The sequence below is a fragment of the Klebsiella sp. PL-2018 genome (assembly GCF_019048985.1).
Lineage (GTDB): Bacteria > Pseudomonadota > Gammaproteobacteria > Enterobacterales > Enterobacteriaceae > Klebsiella > Klebsiella michiganensis.
The window spans coordinates 1,185,797-1,208,217 of sequence record NZ_CP077673.1; the positions used below are offsets into that span (position 1 = coordinate 1,185,797).

Annotated in this window: 21 protein-coding genes and 3 pseudogenes; 11 read left to right on the forward strand and 13 right to left on the reverse strand. The window is 52.7% G+C overall.

Annotated elements, in window-relative coordinates:
- Positions 1-27: 27 nt before the first annotated feature.
- Positions 28-1,317 (forward strand): anaerobic C4-dicarboxylate transporter family protein, encoded by a 1,290-nt coding sequence (locus MKleb_RS05505; protein ID WP_004848008.1) that lies wholly within the window; start codon positions 28-30, stop codon positions 1,315-1,317.
- A 74-nt stretch (positions 1,318-1,391) separates the two neighbouring features.
- Here the strand turns inward: MKleb_RS05505 and MKleb_RS05510 are convergent, their stop codons facing one another.
- The gene (locus MKleb_RS05510) at positions 1,392-2,759 is read right to left on the reverse strand and encodes a formimidoylglutamate deiminase (protein ID WP_014228062.1); all 1,368 of its coding nucleotides are present in this window, start codon (positions 2,757-2,759) and stop codon (positions 1,392-1,394) included.
- 102 nt (positions 2,760-2,861) lie between these two features.
- Between MKleb_RS05510 and hutC the strand changes: the two genes are divergently transcribed.
- Together hutC and MKleb_RS05520 are read left to right on the forward strand one after the other, a co-directional pair.
- Positions 2,862-3,623 carry a histidine utilization repressor gene (hutC, locus tag MKleb_RS05515; RefSeq protein WP_004848014.1) on the forward strand — a complete coding sequence of 254 codons (762 nt, stop codon included), beginning with the start codon at positions 2,862-2,864 and terminating at the stop codon, positions 3,621-3,623.
- The gene (locus MKleb_RS05520) at positions 3,620-4,177 is read left to right on the forward strand and encodes a HutD/Ves family protein (RefSeq protein WP_032748106.1); all 558 of its coding nucleotides are present in this window, start codon (positions 3,620-3,622) and stop codon (positions 4,175-4,177) included. The genes hutC and MKleb_RS05520 overlap by 4 nt, the downstream gene beginning before the upstream one ends.
- A gap of 33 nt (positions 4,178-4,210) precedes the next feature.
- On the opposite strand, the gene MKleb_RS05525 is transcribed toward MKleb_RS05520, so the two are convergent.
- The 5 genes from MKleb_RS05525 to MKleb_RS05545 are packed head-to-tail and all read right to left on the reverse strand — an operon-like array spanning position 4,211 to position 9,081.
- On the reverse strand, positions 4,211-5,743 hold the full coding sequence (locus tag MKleb_RS05525) for an HAL/PAL/TAL family ammonia-lyase (RefSeq protein WP_163586120.1): 1,533 nt from the start codon (positions 5,741-5,743) through the stop codon (positions 4,211-4,213).
- 10 nt (positions 5,744-5,753) lie between these two features.
- Positions 5,754-6,629, reverse strand: a complete 876-nt coding sequence (locus tag MKleb_RS05530) for an ABC transporter substrate-binding protein (RefSeq protein WP_004848020.1) — start codon at positions 6,627-6,629, stop codon at positions 5,754-5,756.
- 30 nt (positions 6,630-6,659) lie between these two features.
- Positions 6,660-7,340 carry an ABC transporter permease gene (locus MKleb_RS05535; RefSeq protein ID WP_014228066.1) on the reverse strand — a complete coding sequence of 227 codons (681 nt, stop codon included), beginning with the start codon at positions 7,338-7,340 and terminating at the stop codon, positions 6,660-6,662.
- A gap of 2 nt (positions 7,341-7,342) precedes the next feature.
- A complete protein-coding gene (locus MKleb_RS05540; protein ID WP_004848024.1) occupies positions 7,343-7,987 on the reverse strand; it encodes an ABC transporter permease in 645 nt (214 codons plus the stop codon).
- The gene (locus MKleb_RS05545) at positions 7,984-9,081 is read right to left on the reverse strand and encodes an ABC transporter ATP-binding protein (protein ID WP_217076511.1); all 1,098 of its coding nucleotides are present in this window, start codon (positions 9,079-9,081) and stop codon (positions 7,984-7,986) included. Before MKleb_RS05545 ends, MKleb_RS05540 begins: the two co-directional genes overlap by 4 nt.
- Positions 9,082-9,206: 125 nt before the next feature.
- Between MKleb_RS05545 and MKleb_RS05550 the strand changes: the two genes are divergently transcribed.
- The 5 genes from MKleb_RS05550 (at position 9,207) to hutG (ending at position 14,734) form a co-directional block, all read left to right on the forward strand.
- Positions 9,207-9,383, forward strand: a complete 177-nt coding sequence (locus MKleb_RS05550; protein ID WP_157835620.1) for a hypothetical protein — start codon at positions 9,207-9,209, stop codon at positions 9,381-9,383.
- A gap of 205 nt (positions 9,384-9,588) precedes the next feature.
- Entirely contained in the window at positions 9,589-11,265 is a 1,677-nt protein-coding gene (gene hutU, locus MKleb_RS29855; protein WP_064378319.1) for a urocanate hydratase, read from the forward strand.
- A gap of 52 nt (positions 11,266-11,317) precedes the next feature.
- Entirely contained in the window at positions 11,318-12,712 is a 1,395-nt protein-coding gene (locus MKleb_RS05565; RefSeq protein ID WP_217076512.1) for a purine-cytosine permease family protein, read from the forward strand.
- A gap of 11 nt (positions 12,713-12,723) precedes the next feature.
- On the forward strand, positions 12,724-13,932 hold the full coding sequence (gene hutI / locus MKleb_RS05570; RefSeq protein WP_025107234.1) for an imidazolonepropionase: 1,209 nt from the start codon (positions 12,724-12,726) through the stop codon (positions 13,930-13,932).
- A complete protein-coding gene (gene hutG, locus MKleb_RS05575; protein ID WP_025107233.1) occupies positions 13,925-14,734 on the forward strand; it encodes an N-formylglutamate deformylase in 810 nt (269 codons plus the stop codon). Before hutI ends, hutG begins: the two co-directional genes overlap by 8 nt.
- A gap of 159 nt (positions 14,735-14,893) precedes the next feature.
- Here the strand turns inward: hutG and MKleb_RS05580 are convergent.
- The 3 genes and pseudogenes from MKleb_RS05580 to arsR all read right to left on the reverse strand — a co-directional run.
- Positions 14,894-15,499 (reverse strand): annotated as a pseudogene (locus MKleb_RS05580) (TRC40/GET3/ArsA family transport-energizing ATPase); the annotation flags it as partial.
- Positions 15,500-15,516: 17 nt separating this feature from the next.
- Positions 15,517-15,879 (reverse strand): annotated as a pseudogene (gene arsD, locus MKleb_RS05585) (arsenite efflux transporter metallochaperone ArsD).
- A gap of 47 nt (positions 15,880-15,926) precedes the next feature.
- Complete coding sequence (gene arsR, locus MKleb_RS05590) at positions 15,927-16,277, reverse strand: As(III)-sensing metalloregulatory transcriptional repressor ArsR (RefSeq protein ID WP_025107231.1); 351 nt, start codon at positions 16,275-16,277, stop codon at positions 15,927-15,929.
- A gap of 216 nt (positions 16,278-16,493) precedes the next feature.
- On the opposite strand from arsR, the gene MKleb_RS05595 reads away from it, so the two are divergent.
- Complete coding sequence (locus MKleb_RS05595; protein WP_217076513.1) at positions 16,494-16,883, forward strand: AAA family ATPase; 390 nt, start codon at positions 16,494-16,496, stop codon at positions 16,881-16,883.
- A gap of 50 nt (positions 16,884-16,933) precedes the next feature.
- A protein-coding gene (locus MKleb_RS05600) for an IS1 family transposase (RefSeq protein ID WP_223274117.1) occupies positions 16,934-17,631 on the forward strand; the annotation gives its coding sequence in 2 pieces (ribosomal slippage) (positions 16,934-17,183 and positions 17,183-17,631; 699 coding nt in all).
- Between the two features lie 16 nt (positions 17,632-17,647).
- Here MKleb_RS05600 and MKleb_RS29860 read toward each other — a convergent pair.
- The 3 genes and pseudogenes from MKleb_RS29860 to MKleb_RS05610 form a co-directional block, all read right to left on the reverse strand.
- Positions 17,648-17,935 (reverse strand): annotated as a pseudogene (locus tag MKleb_RS29860) (site-specific integrase); the annotation flags it as partial.
- A gap of 386 nt (positions 17,936-18,321) precedes the next feature.
- Entirely contained in the window at positions 18,322-18,528 is a 207-nt protein-coding gene (locus MKleb_RS05605; RefSeq protein WP_001075424.1) for a helix-turn-helix transcriptional regulator, read from the reverse strand.
- A gap of 90 nt (positions 18,529-18,618) precedes the next feature.
- Complete coding sequence (locus MKleb_RS05610; RefSeq protein WP_217076743.1) at positions 18,619-19,476, reverse strand: DUF6387 family protein; 858 nt, start codon at positions 19,474-19,476, stop codon at positions 18,619-18,621.
- A gap of 136 nt (positions 19,477-19,612) precedes the next feature.
- On the opposite strand from MKleb_RS05610, the gene MKleb_RS05615 reads away from it, so the two are divergent.
- Entirely contained in the window at positions 19,613-20,602 is a 990-nt protein-coding gene (locus tag MKleb_RS05615) for a type II toxin-antitoxin system PemK/MazF family toxin (RefSeq protein WP_217076514.1), read from the forward strand.
- 444 nt (positions 20,603-21,046) lie between these two features.
- On the opposite strand, the gene MKleb_RS05620 is transcribed toward MKleb_RS05615, so the two are convergent.
- Complete coding sequence (locus MKleb_RS05620; RefSeq protein ID WP_217076515.1) at positions 21,047-22,261, reverse strand: tyrosine-type recombinase/integrase; 1,215 nt, start codon at positions 22,259-22,261, stop codon at positions 21,047-21,049.
- Positions 22,262-22,421 lie beyond the last annotated feature (160 nt).

Sequence of the window (22,421 nt, forward strand, 5' to 3'; positions counted from 1 at the left end):
CCGGACAGGGAGCCGTGGAGGTAATGTATGATATTGGTTCAGTTTCTGGTGGTGCTGCTGTTTCTGTACATCGGCATGCGGGTCGGGGGGATCGGCGTGGGGTTTGCCGGCGGCGCCGGCGTGATTGTTCTCAGCGCGCTCGGCGCCACGCCGGGTGATATGCCGATGCTGGTTATCGTATTTATCATGGTGGTGATCGTGGCGATTGCCGCCATGCAGGAGGCCGGCGGTATTGAATACCTTGTTGACCTCACCGAGCGACTGCTGCGCCGCTATCCGCGATTGTTAGTCATCACCGCGCCGCTTTCCACCTGGCTATTAACCATGATGGCCAGCACCGGGCAGGTCTCTTTTGCCTGTATGCCGGTTATTGTCGGCGTGGCGAAAGAGAACAATATAAAACCCACCCGGGCGCTTGCTCTTTCGGTCGGCGCCTCTTTGCTGGGCATTGTGGCGTCGCCCATTTCTGCGGCGGTGATTTTCTTCTCGGGGATTCTGGAAAAAGGCCATTCTGGCTGGGGCTATATTGAGCTTATTGCGGTATCAATCCCGTCCACCTTTCTGGCGCTGCTGGTCACCTCCGTTTTTTACCTGTGCTGGGACAGGATCCGCCAGCAGGATCGGCTCAATGACAATCCGGTTCAGGTGCAGGCAAGGACTGCGCGGGCGATCCCGCCCTGCGCCGGTCGTTCGGTGCTGATTTTTATCGTCGGGTTGGTTGTGGTGCTGGTTTATGCGATTGTCACCAGTCCGAAACTCGGGCTGATTGCCCATCCGGTCATGAGCAGCGGACAGGCGCGGGTAGGGGTGATGATGGGCGTTGCGCTGCTGATTGTGGTGTGCTGCCGGGTTAACGTACACAAGGTCCCGTCCGGCTCGGTATTTAAAACCGGGATGACCTCCTGCATCTGTATTCTCGGCGTCGCCTGGCTGGGTTCAACCTTTATGGACAGTAATCAACAGTGGTTGCAAAGCGCGGTCTCGTCACACTTGCTGGATTCGCCCATGATGCTGGCCATTATTATTATGGCGGCCTCATGCTTCTTGTATTCTCAGGCGGCCTCCACAAAAATTTTATTCCCCGCCGCGCTGAGTATGGGCGTTGCCCCTGCTATTTTGGTTGCCTGCTTCCCGGCAACGGCTTCTCTTTTTATTTTGCCAAACTATCCGACGCTGCTGGCGGCGGTAGAGCTGGATGATACCGGCTCCACCAGACTGGGCCGACATATTATCGATCACCCTTTTCTGCTGCCTGGCCTGGCATCGGTCCTGCTTTCAATGCTCTTCGCCGCGGGGCTGGCTTATTGGATTCAGTGAATCGCCCGAGGCTTTTACTTTGAATACCTCCGAAAACAAAGCGGTTCACCGTCGGTGAACCGCTTTTTTCGATATCAGGCTGCAAGATCTTTCATTACCTGAATAAATGCCTGAGAGACAGATTCTTCTTTATGGTGATGCCCATCCTCAATCACCCAGCGTCCGCCAGTCATCACCGCGGTAATGGGATTAGATGAGCAGGCGAAGATCCAGCGGTTGAGCAGCATCTGGTCTTCTGCGCTGGCGATAAAGGGATTCTGGCTATCCAATACGACCAGATCGGCCCGATATCCTACGCTTAGCTGGCCAATGTTTTGGCCCAGCGCTCTGGCGCCGCCTCGTAGCGCCCCTTGATACAGAACGTTGCCGACGTGAGGCTCGCCTGGGACGATGAGCCGGTTGCGGCGCTGGGCTATCAGGCGCTGCCCGTATTCGAACCAGCGTAAATCCTCGCTGACGCTGACGCTAATGTGGCTGTCGGAACCAATTCCCCAGACGCCGTTATGCTCCAGATATTGTGGGCCAGGGAATATGCCATCGCCGAGATTGGCTTCGGTGGTCAGGCACAGGCCGGCCACCGCACCGGATGTGGCGATCTTCATCGTTTCCTGAGGCGTCAGATGAGTGGCGTGGATCAGGCACCAGCGCGAATCCACGGGGAGATGGTTGTACAGCCACTCCACCGGGCGCTCGCCGGACCAGGCCAGGCAGTCATCCACCTCTTTTTGCTGTTCAGCAATATGAATATGAATCGGCTGCTGGCCAGGATGGCAGGCCAGAATGGCGCCAATCTGCTCCGGCGTAACGGCCCGTAATGAGTGGAAGCACAGACCGGTACGCTGCATTGGCTCGCCGGCCAGCCGCGATGTGAGCGACTCGTACATTGTCAGATAGCTGTCGCTATCGTTGATAAAGCGGCGCTGTCCAACGGAGGGCGGCTGCGCGCCAAACCCGGCGTAACTGTACAGGACGGGCAGCAGCGTCAGGCCGATGCCGGTATGTTTCGCCGCGCTGGCGATACGCAGCGCTAATTCCGTCCGCTCTTCATAAGGCGCGCCGCTGCTGCTGTGATGCAGATAGTGGAATTCGGCGACCGAGGTGTACCCGGCTTTGAGCATTTCGATGTACAGATAGCTGGCGATGGTTTCCAGCTGTTCTGGCGTAATTTTATCTACCAGCCTGTACATCAGATCCCGCCAGGTCCAGAAGCTATCCGACGGATTTCCCGCCACCTCCGTTAACCCGGCCATCGCCCGCTGGAAGGCATGGGAGTGCAGGTTCGGCATACCCGGCACGACGACCCCTTTGATGCGCGTCGCCTGCGGATTCGGCGCTGCGTTCTTTTCCAGCGCGGTTATGATGCCTTCTTCGGACACGGTTATGCCGACATTATTTGCCCAGCCATCAGGCAACAGCGCTTTTTCTGCCAACCAGACTGCCATTTTACCACCTTATTATCAGTGCTAATGTATATACATGTACATATATATACATCTAACAGGTCATAGAGTAAACTGACAACGTCAGCATATGAGGAATGGTTAATGGCGCGTAACGACCTGTCAAATTCGGATTCCATGGATGAGTTACTTGAACATCCCGCCCCCTTTTATGAAAGGGTAAAGGCCATGATCAAAACCAAGATCCACAGCGGGGCATGGCCCGCGAATTACCGTGTTCCTTCTGAAAGCGAACTGGTCACGCTGTTTGGCTATAGCAGAATGACGATTAACCGCGCGTTGCGAGAGCTGACCGCGGAGGGCTTGCTGGTGCGGATGCAGGGGGTCGGTACTTTTGTCGCCGAAATTCGCGGCCAGTCGGCGCTGCTGGACATTAACAATATCGCTGACGAAATCGCCAGCCGTGGCCATCGCCACCACGCCAGAGTCTTCAGACTGACGGAAATCGAAGCCGATGCCCAGCAGGCGTTCAGCTTTGGCATGCAGCAGGGTTGCGGTCTGTACCATTCGCTGATTTGCCATTATGAAAATGGCGTACCGGTTATGCTGGAAGACCGACTGGTGAATATGCAGGTTGTGCCGGACTACCTGCAGCAGGATTTTACACGTATCACGCCGAACGCCTATCTCTCCTCAATTGCGCCGATTGTTGAAGGCGAACACGTTATTGAAGCGGTCAACGTCACGCGGGCCGAGTGTGTTTACCTGGAAATTGATGAACATACGCCTTGTCTGCTGGTCAATCGTCGGACGTGGACCGGCCGTCAGGAGAAGAAAATCGTCACCAGCGTGCGCCTGGTCTATCCCGGTCCGCGTTACCGCCTGGAAGGGAGCATGCGCAAATGATCCGTCTGCTCCCTGCCGGGTTGTATACGGAAATGCCCTGGAAAAACGGCCAGGGCGTGACGCGCGAAGTGGCCCGCTATCCGGAAGCGGGGGAATATGACTGGCGTATTTCCCTGGCGACCATTCGCCAGCCTGGTCCGTTCTCCGCATTTCCCGGCTACCTGCGCAATATCAGCGTGCTGGAAGGCGGCGGGATGTACCTGACAATCGATGGGCAGCGCAGCGCATTGATTGCGCCTTTCCAGGCGCTGGGGTTTAACGGCGCGAGCGGCGTATCCTGTGAGATTGTCGGCGGCCCGCTGCTGGATTTTAATGTGATTTACCGGGAAGCCGCTCTGCGGGCGACGGTGAGCTGGTGCGGGGCGGGGACGTGGTCGCATCAGGGCGGACTGCGGATATTGTTTAATGCCGGGCCCGCGTTGCGGGTGAGCATCGGCGACCAACGCTATTTACTGGAACATTACGACAGCCTGCTGGTGGATGAAGCGGTGGCGCTGGTTATCCAGGACTCTCCGGGCGCGCGTCTGGCCCGCATCACGCTGGTTCCCCTTTAATCACGCCGCGGGCTCCTTCTGCGGCGCCTGTTGTCACTCCTCTTCGCACAATGCCTGCAGCATCGCGCTGAGTTCGCCCTGATTAATCAGGGCGCGTAGCGCATGTATATCGGGGTAGAGCAGCGTATCTTTATCCCGGAACGGCACCGCCTGACGCACTCTCTCCAGCGTCGCCTCGCTGCCCACGGCGGCACGCAGCGGGCGATGGAACTCCAGCGCCTGACAGGCGCACAGCAGTTCGATGGCGACGATGTCCACGGCGTTTTCTACCGCCTTAAGCGCTTTACGTGCGGCGGCAACTCCCATGCTGACATGATCTTCCTGACCGGCGCAGGTGGATACCGTGTGGATACTGGCCGGGCCGGCCAGACTGCGGTTATCGCCCGCCAGCGCAGCGGCGACGTAGGGTGGGATCATCATCCCGGAGTACCCCGAATCCGGCGAGATAAGAAAGGCCGGCAGCCCGCTGAGATGCGTATTGGTTATTCGGTCGCAACGGGCCTGGGAAGCGGTGCTCAACTGGGCAATCGCAACGGCCAGCGCATCCAGCGCCAGCGCCGTTGGCGCACCGTGACCGTTGCCCCCTGGCATCACGATAAGCCTGTCTTCTTCTACCAGAAACAGCGGATTATCGGTCACCGAATTGAGTTCGATGGTCATAATCTGTCGACAGTGGGTCAGCTGGTCGCGCACCGCGCCGTGGATCTGGGGGATACAGCGTAAACTAAGCGCGTCCTGAACCCGGTGGTCGCGATAACGCGCCAGGATCTCGCTGCCTTTTAGCAGGCGGCGCAGGTTTTGCGCGGTTTCCTGCTGTCCGGGATGAGGGCGCAGGGCGTGCAGGCGGGCATCGTAGCCGCGCGTATTGCCCCGCATGGCCTCGAGGCACATCCCGCCCGCCATATCGGCGACGGGGAGCAGACGCTGGAAATCCGCCACGGCCAGGCAGCCCAGCGCGGTGATCTCATAGGTACCGCCGACCAACGCGTGACCCTCTCTGGGACCGGGAACATAGGGCGGGATACCCGCCCGCGTCAGCGCCTGTTGCGCCGGCAGCAGTTCTCCCTGATACCAGCATTTGCCCTCGCCGAAGACCGCAAGGCCGATATGGGCGGTGGCAATCAGGTAACCGACGGAGCCGCCGGCGGGTGACCACGGCGTGACCTGACGGTTCAACATATCGGCGATACGCTGCGCCAGCGCCGGGGTAACGCCGCTGTATCCCTGCAGCAGGGATTTTAACGTCACCGCCATCATGGCCCGCACTTCACGCACCGTCAGGTCTGGACCGACTCCGCAGGCGTGGCTGCGCAGCATATTCAGCTGAGTATCCGTCATCCTGTCCGGGGAAAGCCGGGTGGTGACCAGATCGCCGACGCCGGTCGTCAGCCCGTAGATTACCTGACCTTGTTCAATGGCGCGCTGAATACGGCTGCTGACCCGCGCCATATTATCCAGCGCGGCCTTCTCCAGCGCGATCGGCGCGCCGTCGGCAATCCGCACTATCTCATCCACAGTACCCGGTGCCTGCCCGAGGGTAATGCTGCAGTTCAGAGGAGTTGTCATGTCTGCGACCTTATTGGCTAAATCCGTGTTTTACCAGCCACTGATGCGCGATATCGTCGATGCTGACAAATTCGGCAATTTGCTCGTTCATGTCGATCAGATCTTCAGTCGTTAGCTGAGCAGAGACTTTGTTCAGCGTGGTGGTCACGGCGTCATTCAGCGCTTCACTGGCGACGATTGGCACAATATTTTGCGCCGCGAACAGATGTTTTGTGTCTTCCAGCACGACAAGGCGATCTTTTTTGATTGCTGGCGAGGTTGAAAGCAGATCGGCGACCTGGACCTGGTTATTTTTCATGGCGCTGAGCGTCAGCGGCCCGCCGACATCCAGCACTTTAAAACTCTTAAAGTTCAGCCCGTACACGTCGCGCAGGCCGGAGAGCCCCTCATGGCGGGTTTTCCATTCCGCCGGGCCGCCCAGCACCAGTTGGCTGGCAACAGGCTGTAAATCGGCGATGGTTTTCAGTTTATATTTATCGGCGGTTTTCTGCGTCACGGCCAGAACGTCGATATCCTGAGCCTGGGAGATCTGCAGCATTTTAACTTTCTCCGGCAGCTTAGCGGCCAGCTCTCTGGCGACATCCTCACTACCGTGTGCCGCATTTTTCGCATCCAGATAGCTCAACAGCGCGCCGCTGTATTCCGGGATCAGCGTGATGGAACCGTCCAGCAGCGCCGGGATATACACTTCGCGGCTGCCGATGTTCAGCTTTTTCTCCACCGGGATATTTTGCGCTTCTAACGCACCCGCATAAATGGTGCCCAGCAGTTGGCTTTCCGGGAAGTCTGCAGAACCGACAATGACTTTCGGCGCGGCCCAGGCCGATGAGGTCGCCGACAGCAGCAGCGCTGAACACAGCGTCAAAATACGTTTTTTCATATTCATTGAGGTATCCTTTTGAGCAGTGGAATGAGGTTATGGGTTTTTAATACGCCGGGTAATACCGGGTGAAACGACTATTTTTTGCGAGAAAGAGAACAAGCAGTCGATTAGTAAAGCCAGTAGCGCCACCAGCATGGCGCCGGCGATCATCTGGCTGAAATCGTTCGCCGCGCGTCCGTCAATAATCAGACGTCCGAATCCCCCCAGCGAGACATAGGCTGCGATGGTGGCGGTGGAAATAATCTGCAACGTGGCGCTGCGCACGCCGGAGAGGATCAGCGGAAGCGCGCAGGGCAACTCCACCTGTAGCAGGATCTGCAGCCGCGTCATCCCCATGCCGCGAGCGGCATCAAGGACATAGGGATCGAGCGCGCGAATACCCGCATGCACACCCAGCGCAATCGGCGGGAGCGCCAGCGCCACCAGCACCAGAATACAGGGCAGAATAAAGGCCATATCGGACTCAAACTCGCCGGAAAGTAAAATCACCAGCAGAATAATCAGCCCAAATGAGGGCAGGGAGCGCAGGGCGTTGGTGGTACCGATGAGCAGGCCTTCCCCTTTGCCGGTATGGCCGGTGTAGCAGCCGACGGGAAACGCGATGATAAAGGCGATCGCCAGAGCGACAGCGCTATAGCTGATGTGCTGCGCCAGAAGGGGGAAAATGCCGCCCTCACCAAACCAGTGGATGGGATCCATAAACCAGGTAAGCATAATTATCCTCTCTGAGGTTGCCAGCGGCTGAGTTGACGAGTGGCGTAAACCACCAGCATATCCAGCAGCAGCGCCAGAATGATGCTGAGCGCGATCCCGGCGATGATGGGCGTCAGAAATTGCAGCTGGAAGCCCAGGGTAAACAGCGAGCCGAGCTGCGGTGCGCCAATTAATGCCGCGACGGAAACGATACTGACGTTAGACACCACGGCAACGCGCAGGCCGGAACCAATCACCGGCACGGCCAGCGGCAGGTCGATCTGGAAAAACTGCTGAGCGGGTTTATACCCGAGCGCTGCCGCGGACTGACGGGTATCGGCCGATACGGAGTCCAGCCCGTCGCAGACGGTGCGAACCAGTAGCGCAAAGCTGTAGATGGTCAGTGCGACCACAACATTAATGGGGTCCAGAATCTGCGTGTGGAGCAGCGGGGGCAGCAGCACAAACAGCGCCAGTGACGGAATGGTATAGAGTAGGCCAAACAGGTTAACGATCGCCGACTTGACCGATGGCAGGTGGTGAATGCCCCAGCCGACGGGGATCGCCAGAATTAACCCTATCACTACCGGCACAATTGCGAGATAGCTGTGCCAGAGAAACAGGTTGAAGATTTTATCGCTCTGCGCCCATAGCCAATCGAATCTCATGCTCCCTCCTGGCGCGTGGATTTACACATGTCGAGTACTTGATCGAGGTGGATGGTCCCCTGCGGGATTTGCCGTTCATCGACGATCACGGCCCGATGGTTGGGCGAGCTCAGCGCAGCGTCCAGCAAATGGCGCAACGGGCTCCCCTGCTGGTGGAACGTCGCCCCCAGATTGATGTTGTCGTGGGTAATTGCTGTTGCCGGCTGATGGGTGTCGAACCAGCCAAACGCTTTGCCGTTTTGGGTAACCAGCAGCCAGCGGTCGATGGCCATCTCTTTGGCCTGCTCGAAGGAACAGTCCAGCTCGGCATAGGGCTCGTCGCGTAACCCGGTTTCTGTGTCGGCGGCGTGGAAACTCAGTTTGCGATAGCCTCTGTCTTTGCCGATAAAGTCCGCCACAAAGGCGTTTTGCGGCGTATTGAGCAGTTCGCCTGGGGAGGCCATCTGCGCCAGCTTGCCGCCAGGTTTAAGTACCGCGACCAGATCGCCGAGCTTCATGGCTTCATCAATATCGTGAGTGACCATAATGATGGTTTTGCTCACCTCTTTCTGAATACGCAAAAACTCTTCCTGCAGCTGTTCGCGGACCACCGGGTCGACCGCGCTGAACGGTTCGTCCATCAACATAAACTCCGGGTCTGCCGCCAGGGCGCGGGCAACGCCCACGCGCTGCTGCTGGCCTCCGGAAAGCTGCCAGGGGAAGCGTTTGGCGATTTGCGGATCCAGACCGACGACTTCCAGTAATTCCCCGGCTCTGGCTCTGGCTTTACTTTTGGCGGCGCCGTTGAGAATCGCGGTGGTGGCAATGTTGTCGATATTATTTTTATGGGGGAATAAACCTGCATTTTGAATGACATAGCCAATACGGCGGCGCAGTTGCACGATATCCATTTGCTCGGTGGCTTCGCCGTTAAGCAGGATCCGGCCCGATGATGGTTCCACTAACCGGTTAATCATCCGCAATGAGGTGGTTTTTCCACAGCCCGAAGGGCCGACAAATACCGTAATTTTGCCCCCCGGCGCTACCAGGCTAAGGCCATCTACTACGACCGAACCGTTGTCGTAGTGCTTAGTCACATTCTGGAAGGTAATCATCTTCACGCCTCTGATTGTTGTGTGTGGTGTTCCCGAATGCAGGGGAGTCACGCGACAAAATGCTGCTATGTATAATCTTGTATGTACAACTAGCAAAACTTGTGCCACTGCCAGAGGGGTATGTAATGAGATGGTTATTTAATTATTTTAAAACAATTACTTATAGTTTATTTGCGTTATCTGGTACTGCCGTCTATGGCGAGATAAGAAGTCATGACGAGATAGAAAATGCACTGGTGTTATCTTTTTGTGATGTTTTGGTGCACAAAAATAAGGCAGAGAGCTGTATTTTTGCACCGTAATGGCCCATCATCACGGTGTGTTCACGAGTGTATAGCGCAGTATGTTCTTCTGTTTTTATGTTAATTTGTTGAATTTTATTGATTTTATAAATTAATTGCTAACCTGGCATCCAATATGCTTATCATGTATATACAATTAAAATGCAAATAACAAAACTAACAATTAATTAACATATGACAGGTAACGGATAAGAAGGTAAAGCGCATGAGTAAACAAGCAACCCGTTTTCGCGATGTTGAAATCAGAGCCCCGCGAGGCACTAAGCTGAACGCAAAAAGTTGGTTCACAGAGGCGCCGCTGCGCATGCTGATGAACAACCTGGATCCTGATGTCGCCGAAAATCCAAAAGAGCTGGTGGTGTACGGCGGTATTGGCCGGGCGGCCCGCAACTGGGAATGCTACGACAAGATCGTTGAGACCCTGAAGCAGCTCAATGATGATGAAACGCTGTTGATCCAGTCCGGTAAACCGGTGGGGGTTTTCAAAACCCACGACAACGCCCCGCGGGTGCTGATCGCCAACTCCAACCTCGTACCGCACTGGGCAAACTGGGAGCACTTCAACGAGCTTGATGCACAAGGTCTGGCGATGTACGGGCAAATGACGGCCGGCTCATGGATCTACATCGGCAGCCAGGGCATTGTTCAGGGCACTTACGAAACGTTTGTGGAAGCCGGGCGCCAGCACTATAACGGTAGCCTGCGCGGACGCTGGGTGCTGACAGCGGGTCTGGGGGGCATGGGCGGCGCCCAGCCGCTGGCCGCAACCCTGGCGGGAGCCTGTTCGCTGAATATTGAATGCCAGCAGTCGCGTATCGACTTCCGTCTGCGTACCGGCTACGTCGATGAGCAGGCGAGCGACCTGGATGACGCCCTGACCCGCATCGCCCGCTATACCGCAAAAGGAGAAGCGGTATCCATCGCGCTGCATGGCAACGCGGCGGAAATTTTACCGGAGCTGGTAAGACGCGGCGTGCGCCCGGATATGGTGACCGACCAGACCAGCGCACACGATCCCCTCAACGGTTATCTGCCGCTGGGCATGAGCTGGGAAGACTACCGCGCTCGCGCGCAGTCCCACCCGGTGGAGACGATCAACGCGGCGAAATCTTCAATGGCCGAACACGTTAAAGCCATGCTCGCCTTCAGGCAGCAGGGCATTCCCACCTTCGATTACGGCAACAACATCCGCCAGATGGCGAAAGAGATGGGGGTGGAAAACGCTTTTGACTTCCCAGGCTTTGTTCCCGCCTATATTCGTCCGCTGTTCTGCCGGGGGATTGGCCCATTCCGCTGGGCGGCGCTTTCCGGCGATCCGCAGGATATCTACCGCACCGACGCGAAAGTTAAAGCGCTCATACCCGATGATGAACACCTCCACCACTGGCTGGATATGGCCAGAGAGCGCATCAGCTTCCAGGGGCTGCCGGCCCGGATCTGCTGGGTCGGCCTGGGACAGCGCGCCCGGCTGGGCCTGGCGTTTAACGAAATGGTCCGCAGCGGCGAGCTGTCGGCACCGATCGTGATCGGCCGCGATCATCTTGACTCCGGCTCCGTTGCCAGCCCTAACCGCGAAACGGAAGCGATGCAGGACGGCTCCGACGCGGTCTCCGACTGGCCGTTGCTGAACGCGCTGCTGAATACCGCCAGTGGAGCGACCTGGGTTTCCCTGCACCATGGCGGCGGCGTAGGGATGGGCTTCTCCCAGCACTCCGGCGTCGTCATTGTATGCGACGGCAGCGATGAAGCGGCGGAGCGCATCGCCCGGGTGCTGAGCAACGACCCGGCCACCGGTGTGATGCGCCATGCGGATGCGGGTTATGACATCGCGATTGAATGCGCCAGAGAGCAAGGACTCAACTTGCCAATGATTGCGGACTAATTTCTCCGGCGAAGGGGGCAATGTATCCCCTTCGCCTCACCGGAGTGCTGCCATGAATAATAACAACACAACATACATCGAAACACGTTCTATTGAACCCATCCCTGACGGTGAACGCCACGGTAGCATTTTTAGCCAGTTCACCCTGTGGCTGGGGGCTAACCTGCAAATCACCGCCATGGTCACTGGCGCATTAACTATTTTATTCGGCGGGGATGTTTTCTGGTCGCTGGCCGGTCTTATGCTGGGGCAGATTGCCGGTGGGATTGTGATGGCATTGCATGCCGCGCAAGGGCCGCAGCTGGGGATACCACAGATGATCAGCAGCCGGGTACAGTTCGGCGTCTACGGCGCCTGCCTGCCGATTCTGCTGGTCTGCCTGATGTACCTTGGCTTTATCGCCACCGGGGCGGTGCTGTCCGGCCAGGCGATCTCAGCGGTTTTCCATACTACGGAAACCAGCGGCATTCTGCTTTTTGCTGCCGCCACGCTGGTTATCGCCTATGTCGGCTATCGTTTGATCCACCTGTTGGGTAAGCTGGCGAGCCTGGTGGGGATTATCGCGTTTATCTACCTGCTGTGGAAAATCAGTTCCTTTCCGGCTATTGGCGACCTGCTGAGTATCCGACCCTTTAGCTGGAGTACGTTTTTAACCGCCACCGGCCTTGCGGCTTCCTGGCAGATCACCTTTGGCCCCTATGTTGCCGATTATTCCCGCTATCTACCGCGCAGCACCTCTCCCGGGAAGGTCTTTTTCGCCGTCGGGAGCGGTTCGGTGATTGGCGCGCAAATCGCCATGACCGTCGGGGTGCTGGCTGCCGCTCTCTCGCAGGGAAAACTGGTCGGTCATGAGGTGGACTATATCGTCGGCCTGGGCGGCACCGGCGCGATTGCCACGCTGTTATATCTGAGCATCGCGTTTGGTAAACTGACGATCAATACCCTGAATGCCTACGGCAGCCTGATGTGCCTGGCGACGGTGTACAGCTGCGGGAAGCAGCGAGTGCGCGTAAGCCAGTCGGTACGTCTGCTGGTGCTGGCGATGATTATTACCCTGGCGACCGCTATCGCGATTATCGGGCAACACTCTTTCCTGTCGGCTTTTAAATCCTTCCTGTTGTTTCTGTTAACTTTCTTTACACCGTGGAGCGCGATTAACCTGGTGGATTACTATTTCTTCAACCATCAGGCTATAGACATGGAGGCGCTGAACGATCCGAACGGGAAATATCGGGCGTGGAATGTGACGGGGCTCGGGGTTTATCTCGTTGGAGTGGCGGTACAGACGCCGTTTATTGATAGTGGATTCTATTCCGGCCCATTTGTGAAGATGCTGGGCGGTATCGATATCTCCTGGCTCATTGGGCTGGCGCTACCGGCGGGGCTCTACTATGTCCTGCGCAAAGCGCAGTCCGCAGCGGCGGCTGGCGCCGCCATCAGTCGTTAAAGGAGAGCGCCATGTATACCCTTTGGCACCACTGCCGGATCGCCACCATGGCCGCAGGGCATTATCAGTTGCTTGACGATGGCGCGATGCTGACCGACGGCGCAGTGCTGTTATGGGTCGGGAACCGGGCAGAATTGCCGGACTTGCCCGTTGCGCAGCGGGTGGATTTGCAGGGCAGGGTGGTCACGCCGGGACTGGTGGATTGTCATAGCCACGCGGTGTTTGGCGGCGACCGGGCCCGGGAATTTGAAATGCGTCTCAACGGGGCGAGCTATGCGGAGATCGCGGCTGGCGGCGGCGGGATCGCCAGTACAGTCAACGCCACGCGACAGGCCAGCGAAAGCCAGTTGCTGGAGAGCGCGCGGCAGCGTATCCGGGAGCTGTGCCGGGACGGCGTAACGGCGCTAGAGATCAAATCCGGCTACGGCCTGGATCTGGCTAACGAACGTAAAATGCTGCGGGCGATCCGCCGTTTAGGCGACATATTGCCGCTGACCGTGCGCAGTACCTGCCTGGCGGCCCATGCGGTGCCCGTCGAGTATCAGGAGCGGGCGGATGCCTGGATTGACTATATTTGCGAACGACTGCTGCCGGAACTGCATCAGGAAGGGCTGGTGGATGCGGTGGATGCGTTCTGCGAACACCTGGCATTTTCGCCCTCGCAAGTGGAGCGGGTCTTTCAGAAGGCCCGGGAACTGGGGCTGCCAGTGAAGCTCCATGCTGAACAGCTAACGCTACAGCATGGGGCGGCGTTGGCCGCTCGCTACCATGCGCTGTCGGCGGATCATCTGGAATATTTGTGCGAAGAAGATATCGCCGCAATGGCACGCCATGGGACGGTGGCGGTGCTGCTGCCGGGCGCCTATTACTTCCTGCGTGAGAAACAGCTACCGCCGCTGGATCTGCTGCGTCAGTACCGGGTGCCGATTGCCCTCGCCAGCGATTTAAATCCCGGCACCTCGCCGGTGTTGTCCCTGCGTCTGATGATGAATATGGCCTGTACGCTATTCCGCATGACGCCGGAAGAGGCGTTGGCTGGCGTGACGCTTAACGGCGCGAAGGCGCTGGGGCTGGATACCGTTTGTGGTTCTCTGGAAGCCGGAAAAGAGGCCAGCTTCGTGGCGTGGGATATCGCTCATCCGGCGGAGCTAAGCTACTGGCTGGGAGGCTCCCTTTCGAAACAGGTGATTTATCAAGGTAAGGAGGTTTATTGTGATTAAGGCGTTTGATTTGCAGCAGGGGAACCTGCCGCTTCTGGTCAGTATGCCCCACCCGGGAACGTTATTAACCCCCGAAGTCGACCAGGGGCTCACGCCGAGGGCGAAGCGTCTGGAAGATACCGACTGGCATATTCCCTTGCTCTATCAGACCATCGCGGATATGGGAGCCAGCACGTTATGCGCCCGCTATTCCCGCTATGTGGTGGATATCAATCGCCCGGCGGATGATAAACCGCTTTACAGCACGGCGACAACCGGGCTGTTTACCGATATCTTTTTTGACGGAGAAGCCCTGTTCGTGCCGGGCGGTGCGCCTGACGCGGCGGCGAAGGACGCGATCCTAAAACAGGTCTGGCAGCCTTATCACCAGGCGCTTGCCGCTGAACTGGCACGTCTGCGTGAGAAATTTGGCTATGCGCTGTTGTGGGATGCGCACTCGATCAAATCCGTGGTGCCGCGCTTGTTTGAAGGGCGACTGCCGGATCTGAACTTTGGTACGGCGGACGGCGCCAGCTGTTCGACGCAGCTTAGCCAGGCGCTGCTGGCAAGCTGCAATGCGTTCCCGCAGTATAGCCGGATACTCAATGGCCGCTTTAAGGGCGGATATATCACCCGTCACTATGGCGATCCCGCCAACCATATTCATGCTGTTCAGCTAGAAATGGCCCAGTGCTGCTATATGGATGAGGAGAGCTTTGCTTATCTTCCGGAGAAAGGGCAGCAGGCGCAACAACTGCTGGAGAGGTTGATTAATACTGCGTTGCAGTGGGGGCGAGAGCAGTACGGCGAGCCCGGAATGTGAACGCGTATATTGAAATGCTGAAGACACAGGCATCCAAAAAGTCTGTAAAACAGCCGAAGGCGATAAGAAAGGTCAAATAAAGCGACGCCTTACCGCCTGCCTGACTTCTTCTGAAGAGAGGGGGAATGCGGGCCGTTAGCGGACCCCCTTATATCCCCGTCTTTCAGGGCGGGGATCCTGCTTCAGCATTAACGCTACCGCATGAGCATACTGCTCACGCTGCTTTTCCAGCCCGGCCATTGGGCCAAGACAGGAAGCACCATCTGGATTGCTTTCAATTAAGCAACTCCAGGCACCGGGAAGCTGGAGAATGTGAATCGTGTGGCCCGTCGGCGCTGTATCATAAATGATGTGATCGAAACGGGTCAGCAGGGAAGCGTCTGTCAATAAGCCGGTGAACTCATCAAACGCCGCAATCTCAGTGGTACAGGCTCCTGAAAGCTGCTCGCTGATACTGTTAACAACGTCATCAGGCAGAAGACCTTTGATATGATCAACGATTCTGGCGCGGTATTGCTGGGCGGCTTCCTGCGGGTCAATCTCCAGAGCAGAAAGCCCAGGAACTGCCGTCACAGGGCGAATGGTATTACCGATAGCCTGATCGAATACCTGGCCGACATTGGAAGCCGGATCGGTACTGACCAGCAAAACCCGCTTACCATGTTCAGCAAGGCGGATAGCCGTCGCGCAGGAAATAGAAGTTTTTCCTACACCACCCTTGCCGGTAAAAAACAGGTAAGGCGAGATATTCTGTAAGAATTTTATATGTCCTCCTGACATATTCAGCAACAGGAAGTATTACCACCACAGCAACTGGTGGGAGCTAACCCTATCTTCTCCAGCGGAATACCGAACTAGCGAGCCAGCTCAGCACGTTTTGGGTATCGCCCAGCCATCACCGTTTCACCGTCCAACAGCAGTAGCGGAAGCCCTTCTGCTCCAGACGCTTCGAGGAATGCTTTCGCTTTCTCATTCTGAACAAAGCTCATGGGCTGCTGCGCCAGGTTGTAACGTTCAACCTGTACACCACGTCCTTTCAGCCACTGCACATCAGCAGAAAAATCAACCAGAACCTGATCGACATCTGAGCCACATACGCCGGTACTGCAGCACATTGCCGGGTCAAACACCGTTAACGTTTTCATTCTGAATACCTCACATTCGTAAAATCATATATGTTCAGGCAAATTTTTTAGATGCAAACAGCCTTACCGCTACCAGAGCAGTTTGCCGATGCCAGCTTACGGGCGATGGCCTGTATGTCGTCCTGTTGGCTTAACCAGGCCTGCTCAATCACCTGAGCAGCCCAGGAAGGAATATGCGGAGATAAGCGGTAATGAACCCATTTCCCCTGCTTGCGATCCAGCAATAGGCCACTTTCCCGAAGCATTGCCAGATGGCGGGAGATCTTGGGCTGTGACTGTTCTAGCGCAGTGCAAAGGTCGCACACGCACAGCTCTCCCATCTCTCTGAGCAGCAGTACGATCCCTAGACGGGTTTCATCGGAGAGGTTTTTGAAGAGTTGTAAGGATGTTAGTGACATCTGGCCTCCTGTCCTATTGAAGTTAGGATACTCCCATAAGGACCAAAATCAATATTTACATTCGAAAAAACATATGTGTTATTTAGAAGGATTTTTTTGCTAACGATCAATAATTACGGCTAACACACTAAAATCTAGTGAATTAAAGTGTTATACAGTTCCTAGAATACACACTTCATTGTTGGTTTAGCTGGCTTATGCGCCAAGGAATAGAATGTGATAAAAAAGATTAAAATCTCAGGTTACAGAATCTACAAGCAATTGATTTTAGAGCCAAATCCAAAGCTTAACCTGATAGTTGGGGGAAATGAGGTTGGAAAATCAACCCTAATGGAAGCAATAGCCTTAGCGCTAACAGGCAGAATCAACGGAAAAGGAGCTAATGATGAATTAAATCCGTATTGGTTTAATACAGAGCTAGTCGCTGATTTTGTTGAAAGAAGACAAAGAGGTGAAAACATTAGTCTACCTGAGATTAAAATTGAGCTCTTTTTTGATAATACGCCAGAATTACAAAATCTATGTGGAGCTATTAATAGCGACCATCCAACAAATGCATGCCCTGGTGTATTATTCCATGTACTGCCCAATAGTGACTATAGGTAATGGTGCCAACTTACTGATTTAGTGTATGATGGTGTTTTTGAGGTGCTCCAGTGGCTTCTGTTTCTATCAGCTGTCCCTCCTGTTCAGCTACTGAAGGCGTGGTGCGTAACGGTAAAAGCACTGCCGGACATCAGCGCTATCTCTGCTCTCACTGCCGTAAAACATGGCAGCTACAGTTCACTTACACCGCCTCTCAGCCCGGTACACACCAGAAAATTATTGATATGGCCATGAATGGCGTCGGATGTCGCGCCAGTGCACGCATTATGGGCGTTGGCCTCAACACGATTTTACGACACTTAAAAAACTCAGGCCGCAGTCGGTAAACTCACGCATACAACCGGGCAGTGACGTCATTGTTTGCGCGGAAATGGACGAACAGTGGGGTTACGTCGGCGCTAAATCACGCCAGCGCTGGTTGTTTTACGCGTATGACAGGATACGGAGGACGGTTGTGGCGCACGTATTCGGTGAACGCACGTTGGCCACGCTGGAGCGTCTTCTTGGCCTGCTGTCGGCCTTTGAGGTCGTGGTATGGATGACGGATGGCTGGCCGCTTTATGAATCACGCCTGAAGGGAGAACTGCACGTTATCAGCAAGCGATATACGCAGCGCATTGAGCGGCATAACCTGAATCTGAGGCAGCATCTGGCAAGGCTGGGCAGGAAGTCACTGTCGTTCTCAAAATCGGTGGAGCTGCATGACAAAGTCATCGGGCATTATCTGAACATAAAACACTATCAGTAAGTTGGAGTCATTACCCAAATCTCTGCCTTGCATAACGGATCAGGTCATCCACTTCTGCTACACTTAGGAACTCCTTAATTTCAATCCTATCAATTATATTTATTTTCCTGCTTTTGAGGAAATTGCTTAGTATTAGTAAGTTTGTTGCAACTATCTCCATCGTTGATGCGGTCGCACTTCTATTCCTGACATTGGTTGTAAGATAGAGATTTTGATAATAAACAGGCAACTGTGTTTCTTTATCGAGAACCAAACATCCTCGTTCGCCATTGCTCATCACAAATTTTTTTATTTGATATGACATTATAATAACCCTCCAAAAACTTTACATTTAGTAATCACTACGGCTTATCTTTATTTTATCAATTTAAATTTTGCAAATTTTTTTGTTATATATGGCTTTATTTATAATGAATTTAAATATTTAAAAAAATTTCTTTCACGTGAAAGAAACAGGTACGGCTAGTAGATAGTATCCATACCCGATATTAAGAAAACCATCTCTAAACCTTATAGCAAAAGCTCTGCCAGAAAAAAGGTAAAGAATTACGTTAAATATACTAATTTTTTAGATTGAAACTTTACAAAACCTCGTTTTTTTACGAAACTCAGTCAGTGAACTTATAAGGTCTCTAAATTTATTTTCTTAATATTATTAAAAGTTAAAAGATCGATGTAGCAACATTCCTCTTAAGCAACATGCTTTCTTGAATTCTCGATAGTTAATTGAATCCATTCATCGATTTCGCTTTCGATAAAAGCAATAGCACGAATACCGATCTTTACAGGCTGTGGAAACCGATTTTGGCTGATAAGACGATAAATCCAAGCCTTACCAAATCCGGTTTTATTCATCACTTCTGACAGGCGGATAAGACGTGTGCATGGCTGATTCATGGTATTTCCCTCATCTATGTTGACGGAAATGAATATACGATTGAATCACCAGCAAAAAGAGCGACCTTCAGATCGCCAAGTGTATGAATATCAGTCTTTATCAGAATCCGCGATTTTCATCACGTCTGAAACTCTGATGTTTTTGAGATGACTATTTTTGTTGATGAACAGGTGGAACTGACGGATGAAAGGTATACTGGCTGCTTTTATCGCCAGTGGTCTGTCTGTGTCCCGAATTTGGTGATTGAGGCGGGTCTGCTCTTCATCATCATCGTCGGTGTAAAGGAGGCGTGAAAGTCGATCTTCTGATATGCGAACCTTGTGCAGAGTTGACCATACAAGGATGTCGATCATGGGTATGAGTCTGTAGTTGATGATTTTCTTGATGGTCCCATAGCCAAACCTGATCGAATCAGATGTATCGGCTTCAATACCCCGTACTTTACGCCATTGAGGTAGCGCGGCTTTCAAAGATTCAGCTATTTCCTCATCAGTTCCATTCGCAAGGTCTATTTCGACCATAACCGTATCCCTGAACAATTTTGGTAAAACTTCCGATACAGGGCTATCGAGAAACTCCCTGTTAACTGAATATTCATCACTACCATCCCAAAAAAATAATGAGTTCCGTAATCCGACGATACTGATTTGAGCCAATCTCTCTATTGTCGTCAAAAAGAAATGAGGAGGTTGATAGAGAGTATCTTCCCTGGTGAGATAACCAAGGTGTTTTTCTGTGATTAGAAACGGTTTTCCAGTGAAGATCCTGTCGATGTAAAGCCTGACCGCTTCTGCTTCGAATTCCTCATGATAAGGCTTAAAGAACAGCGTCCTTGCAAGCAGCTCATGGTAAAGCTGTATAAGAGTCAGATCTTCAAATCCTCGATAGGTATTGATATCCAACCATTTTTTCACTTCTTTGGTGTGTTCCGTTGACCAGTTTTTCATCATCACTCTCCGCTGTAAACTATCATTTTATGTTAGTATAATGAAAGATATAGCACTGTGTTATTTACTCAACGCATCTGCGCCTTGTACGAAGTTTAGATATTAATATTGATATTTCGACCAATAAGAAACTAATATGCAAACTACATACAGATTAGCTAGTAATACCTCTACCATACTGGGAGTAGAGGAAAGTCATGGTATAACCGAAGTACTATTTCCAGATATAAATTATTTTGGCCACACCATAACTATCACCAAGATGTTTTCGGGATATGCCGGACATCGTTGGAAGGTAGTTTCTGTAAGTCATCCTTCCGTAACAGATATATTTGTTGATTTAGAATTGCGAGGAATAAACAATGACGAGATTTATCTATCTCAAACATACAATCAACGTAATTCTGTAATAAGCAATCTTCATAAAGGTACGTTAGTTGAGGTTGATTATGGATATATTTACTCCATAAAGAAGCAAAGTGGCGATACAAGGTCCTGCAAACGTTATCCCGATCAAAAGCAGTCTGGAGAAATGCATAAACGCAGATTGGCAATCGTCATTAAGGCATCCCCATCTGGAATACAAATTGTACCTATCACATCAAAAATACCTTCAAATGCTGGGGATAAATCTATATTTGAAGTTAGTTCCCAATCTACTCAACAACTTATCCATTACAATGATACAACGAAGCGTTCCTTTGCCCTATGCGGAATGATAGAAACAGTTTCATTAAACAGAATATTTGCCCCACTAGCCTTTCCCGTGGTACAAAAGAGTAGAAAAGGTCCGGAACGCTCAACTGGATATCCAAACAAATTAACTAAAGCCGATAAAAAGTGCCTTGATGACGCTTTATCATCATCAATTGGTTTTCAGGATTATCCTGAACTTAAGAAAAAATACCCTTTGATTTACACTGAAAACGAAGCCAATAAGTCAGAAATCATTAGATTAAATTCTGTTCTCCAGAATGAAAAGGAAAAGATAGTAAACTACGAAGCCCTCATGACGCTTGTAGAAGAACACTATCAACAGTTATACTCGCACAAATCTCTTCTGGAAATTCAGCAGATGATTAATGAAGAGTTGCATATAAGACGCGAGATTCTCGAAGGCACTTGACTTATCTTAATAATCTGTCTATCATGTACACATCTGGTAAGGAACTGGAACGGCTTCCAGCCTTACGTCGCCTATAAACGGCTTAGCCGCCTATCTAAAGCTTTACAAAAAAACCCGCTCTTGCGGGTTTTTTTGTATATGCACGTAAGCTTAGAAGCATCAGTTTAGGTGCATAAGACGCTGAACAGTTCTATAGATTGCTGAAAATTCTATTTTAGATCTGATTGGGCCACACAAACTCTTGATTTAAATCATTAAATATTTTTTTTAGTATGTACAACCTAGGAGTTCTTCATATTGGCATCCAGTGTCTTTTGTTCTTCCATCCAGAAAGAGCAGTTGTTCCAGACTGAGCACCGAGAAGCTATAAACACAAAGAATACAGGCGTGGAAACAGAGCTACGCTCTACTGAGACATAGCCCTTCGTTCAGCATCAGCATCCCCTATCCACGTCGATTAAACGTCCCATGAACCACATTACCGCCGTTCTCAAGGCTATCCATATAGTCGGCATACCATTGAAGCATTTCCCGTCTGCCATCAAGATATTGCGCATGGTTGTAGGTACCACGGATAGCGTTCTTATCAACATGCGCCAGTTGGGTTTCAATCCAAGCGGTGTTGTAGCCTTGTTCATGAAGAACGGTGCTCATGGTATGACGGAATCCATGCCCCGTAACGCGTCCCGTATAACCTATTCGCTTAAATACCTGATTGATACTGGCTTCGCTCATGGTTTTACTTGGATCATTACGTCCGGGGAACAATAGAGGGAAATTACCCGTCATTGCCCTGATTTTTTCAATAATTTCCAATGCCTGAACGGATAACGGAACAACATGAGGACGGCGCATTTTCATGCGTTCAGCAGAGATTTCCCATAATGCTTTATCAGTATCGATTTCAGACCATAACGCACCGCGTAATTCACCCGTTCGAACACCAGTGATAATCAGCAAGCGAGCTGCTAATACAACTAATTCACTACCTGAGTAGCCAGCAAGGGCCTTAAAGAAGGCGGGAAGTTCTTCGATGGTCAGAAACGGGTAATGTTTAGACTCATGCCCCTGCATAGCACTGGTGAGATCTGGTGCGGGGTTATACTCGGCTCTGCCTGTAACGATGGCGTAGCGAAACACTTCACCACACCGCTGACGTACTTTCTTAGCTTTCTCAGTCGCACCTCGCTCTTCCATCTTTTTAAGCACGTTAAGCAATTCCAGCGGCTTGATGTCTGCAACAGGACGTTGACCGATGAACGGGAAGACATCTTTGTTGAAGGCTTCAAGGATGTCAGAGGCATATCCCGCAGACCATTTTTTCACTTTCATGTTGTGCCATTCGAGCGCAATTTGCTGAAAGGTGTTTTTTACTTCTTCGATTTGGGCTAGTTTGCTTTCTTTCTTAAACGCACTCGGATCAACGCCATTAACCAGCAGCTTTTTAGCATCATCTCTTTTGCTTCTGGCATCAGCTAAGGTAATGGTCGGGTAGACACCAAACACCACACGTTTTTCTTTACCTGCGATACGGTATTTCATGCGCCAGCTTTTGGTGCCGTTAGGGAACACCTCCAGATACATGCCCCCACCATCTGCTAACTTGTAGGGTTTATCTTTAGGCTTGGCAGTCTCGACCTGTCTGGCATTGAGCTTCATTTGGGGGCATCTCCTTTAGACCGAACACGACATGCCCCCACCGATGCCCCCAATTCACCGTAGATTTTCGTGAACGGGAGTAGACGAGCAGAGACAACAAGGGCCGTAAAACCACGCATTATAAGGGTTTAAAGGGTATTTGAGTAGACTTAAGGAGACG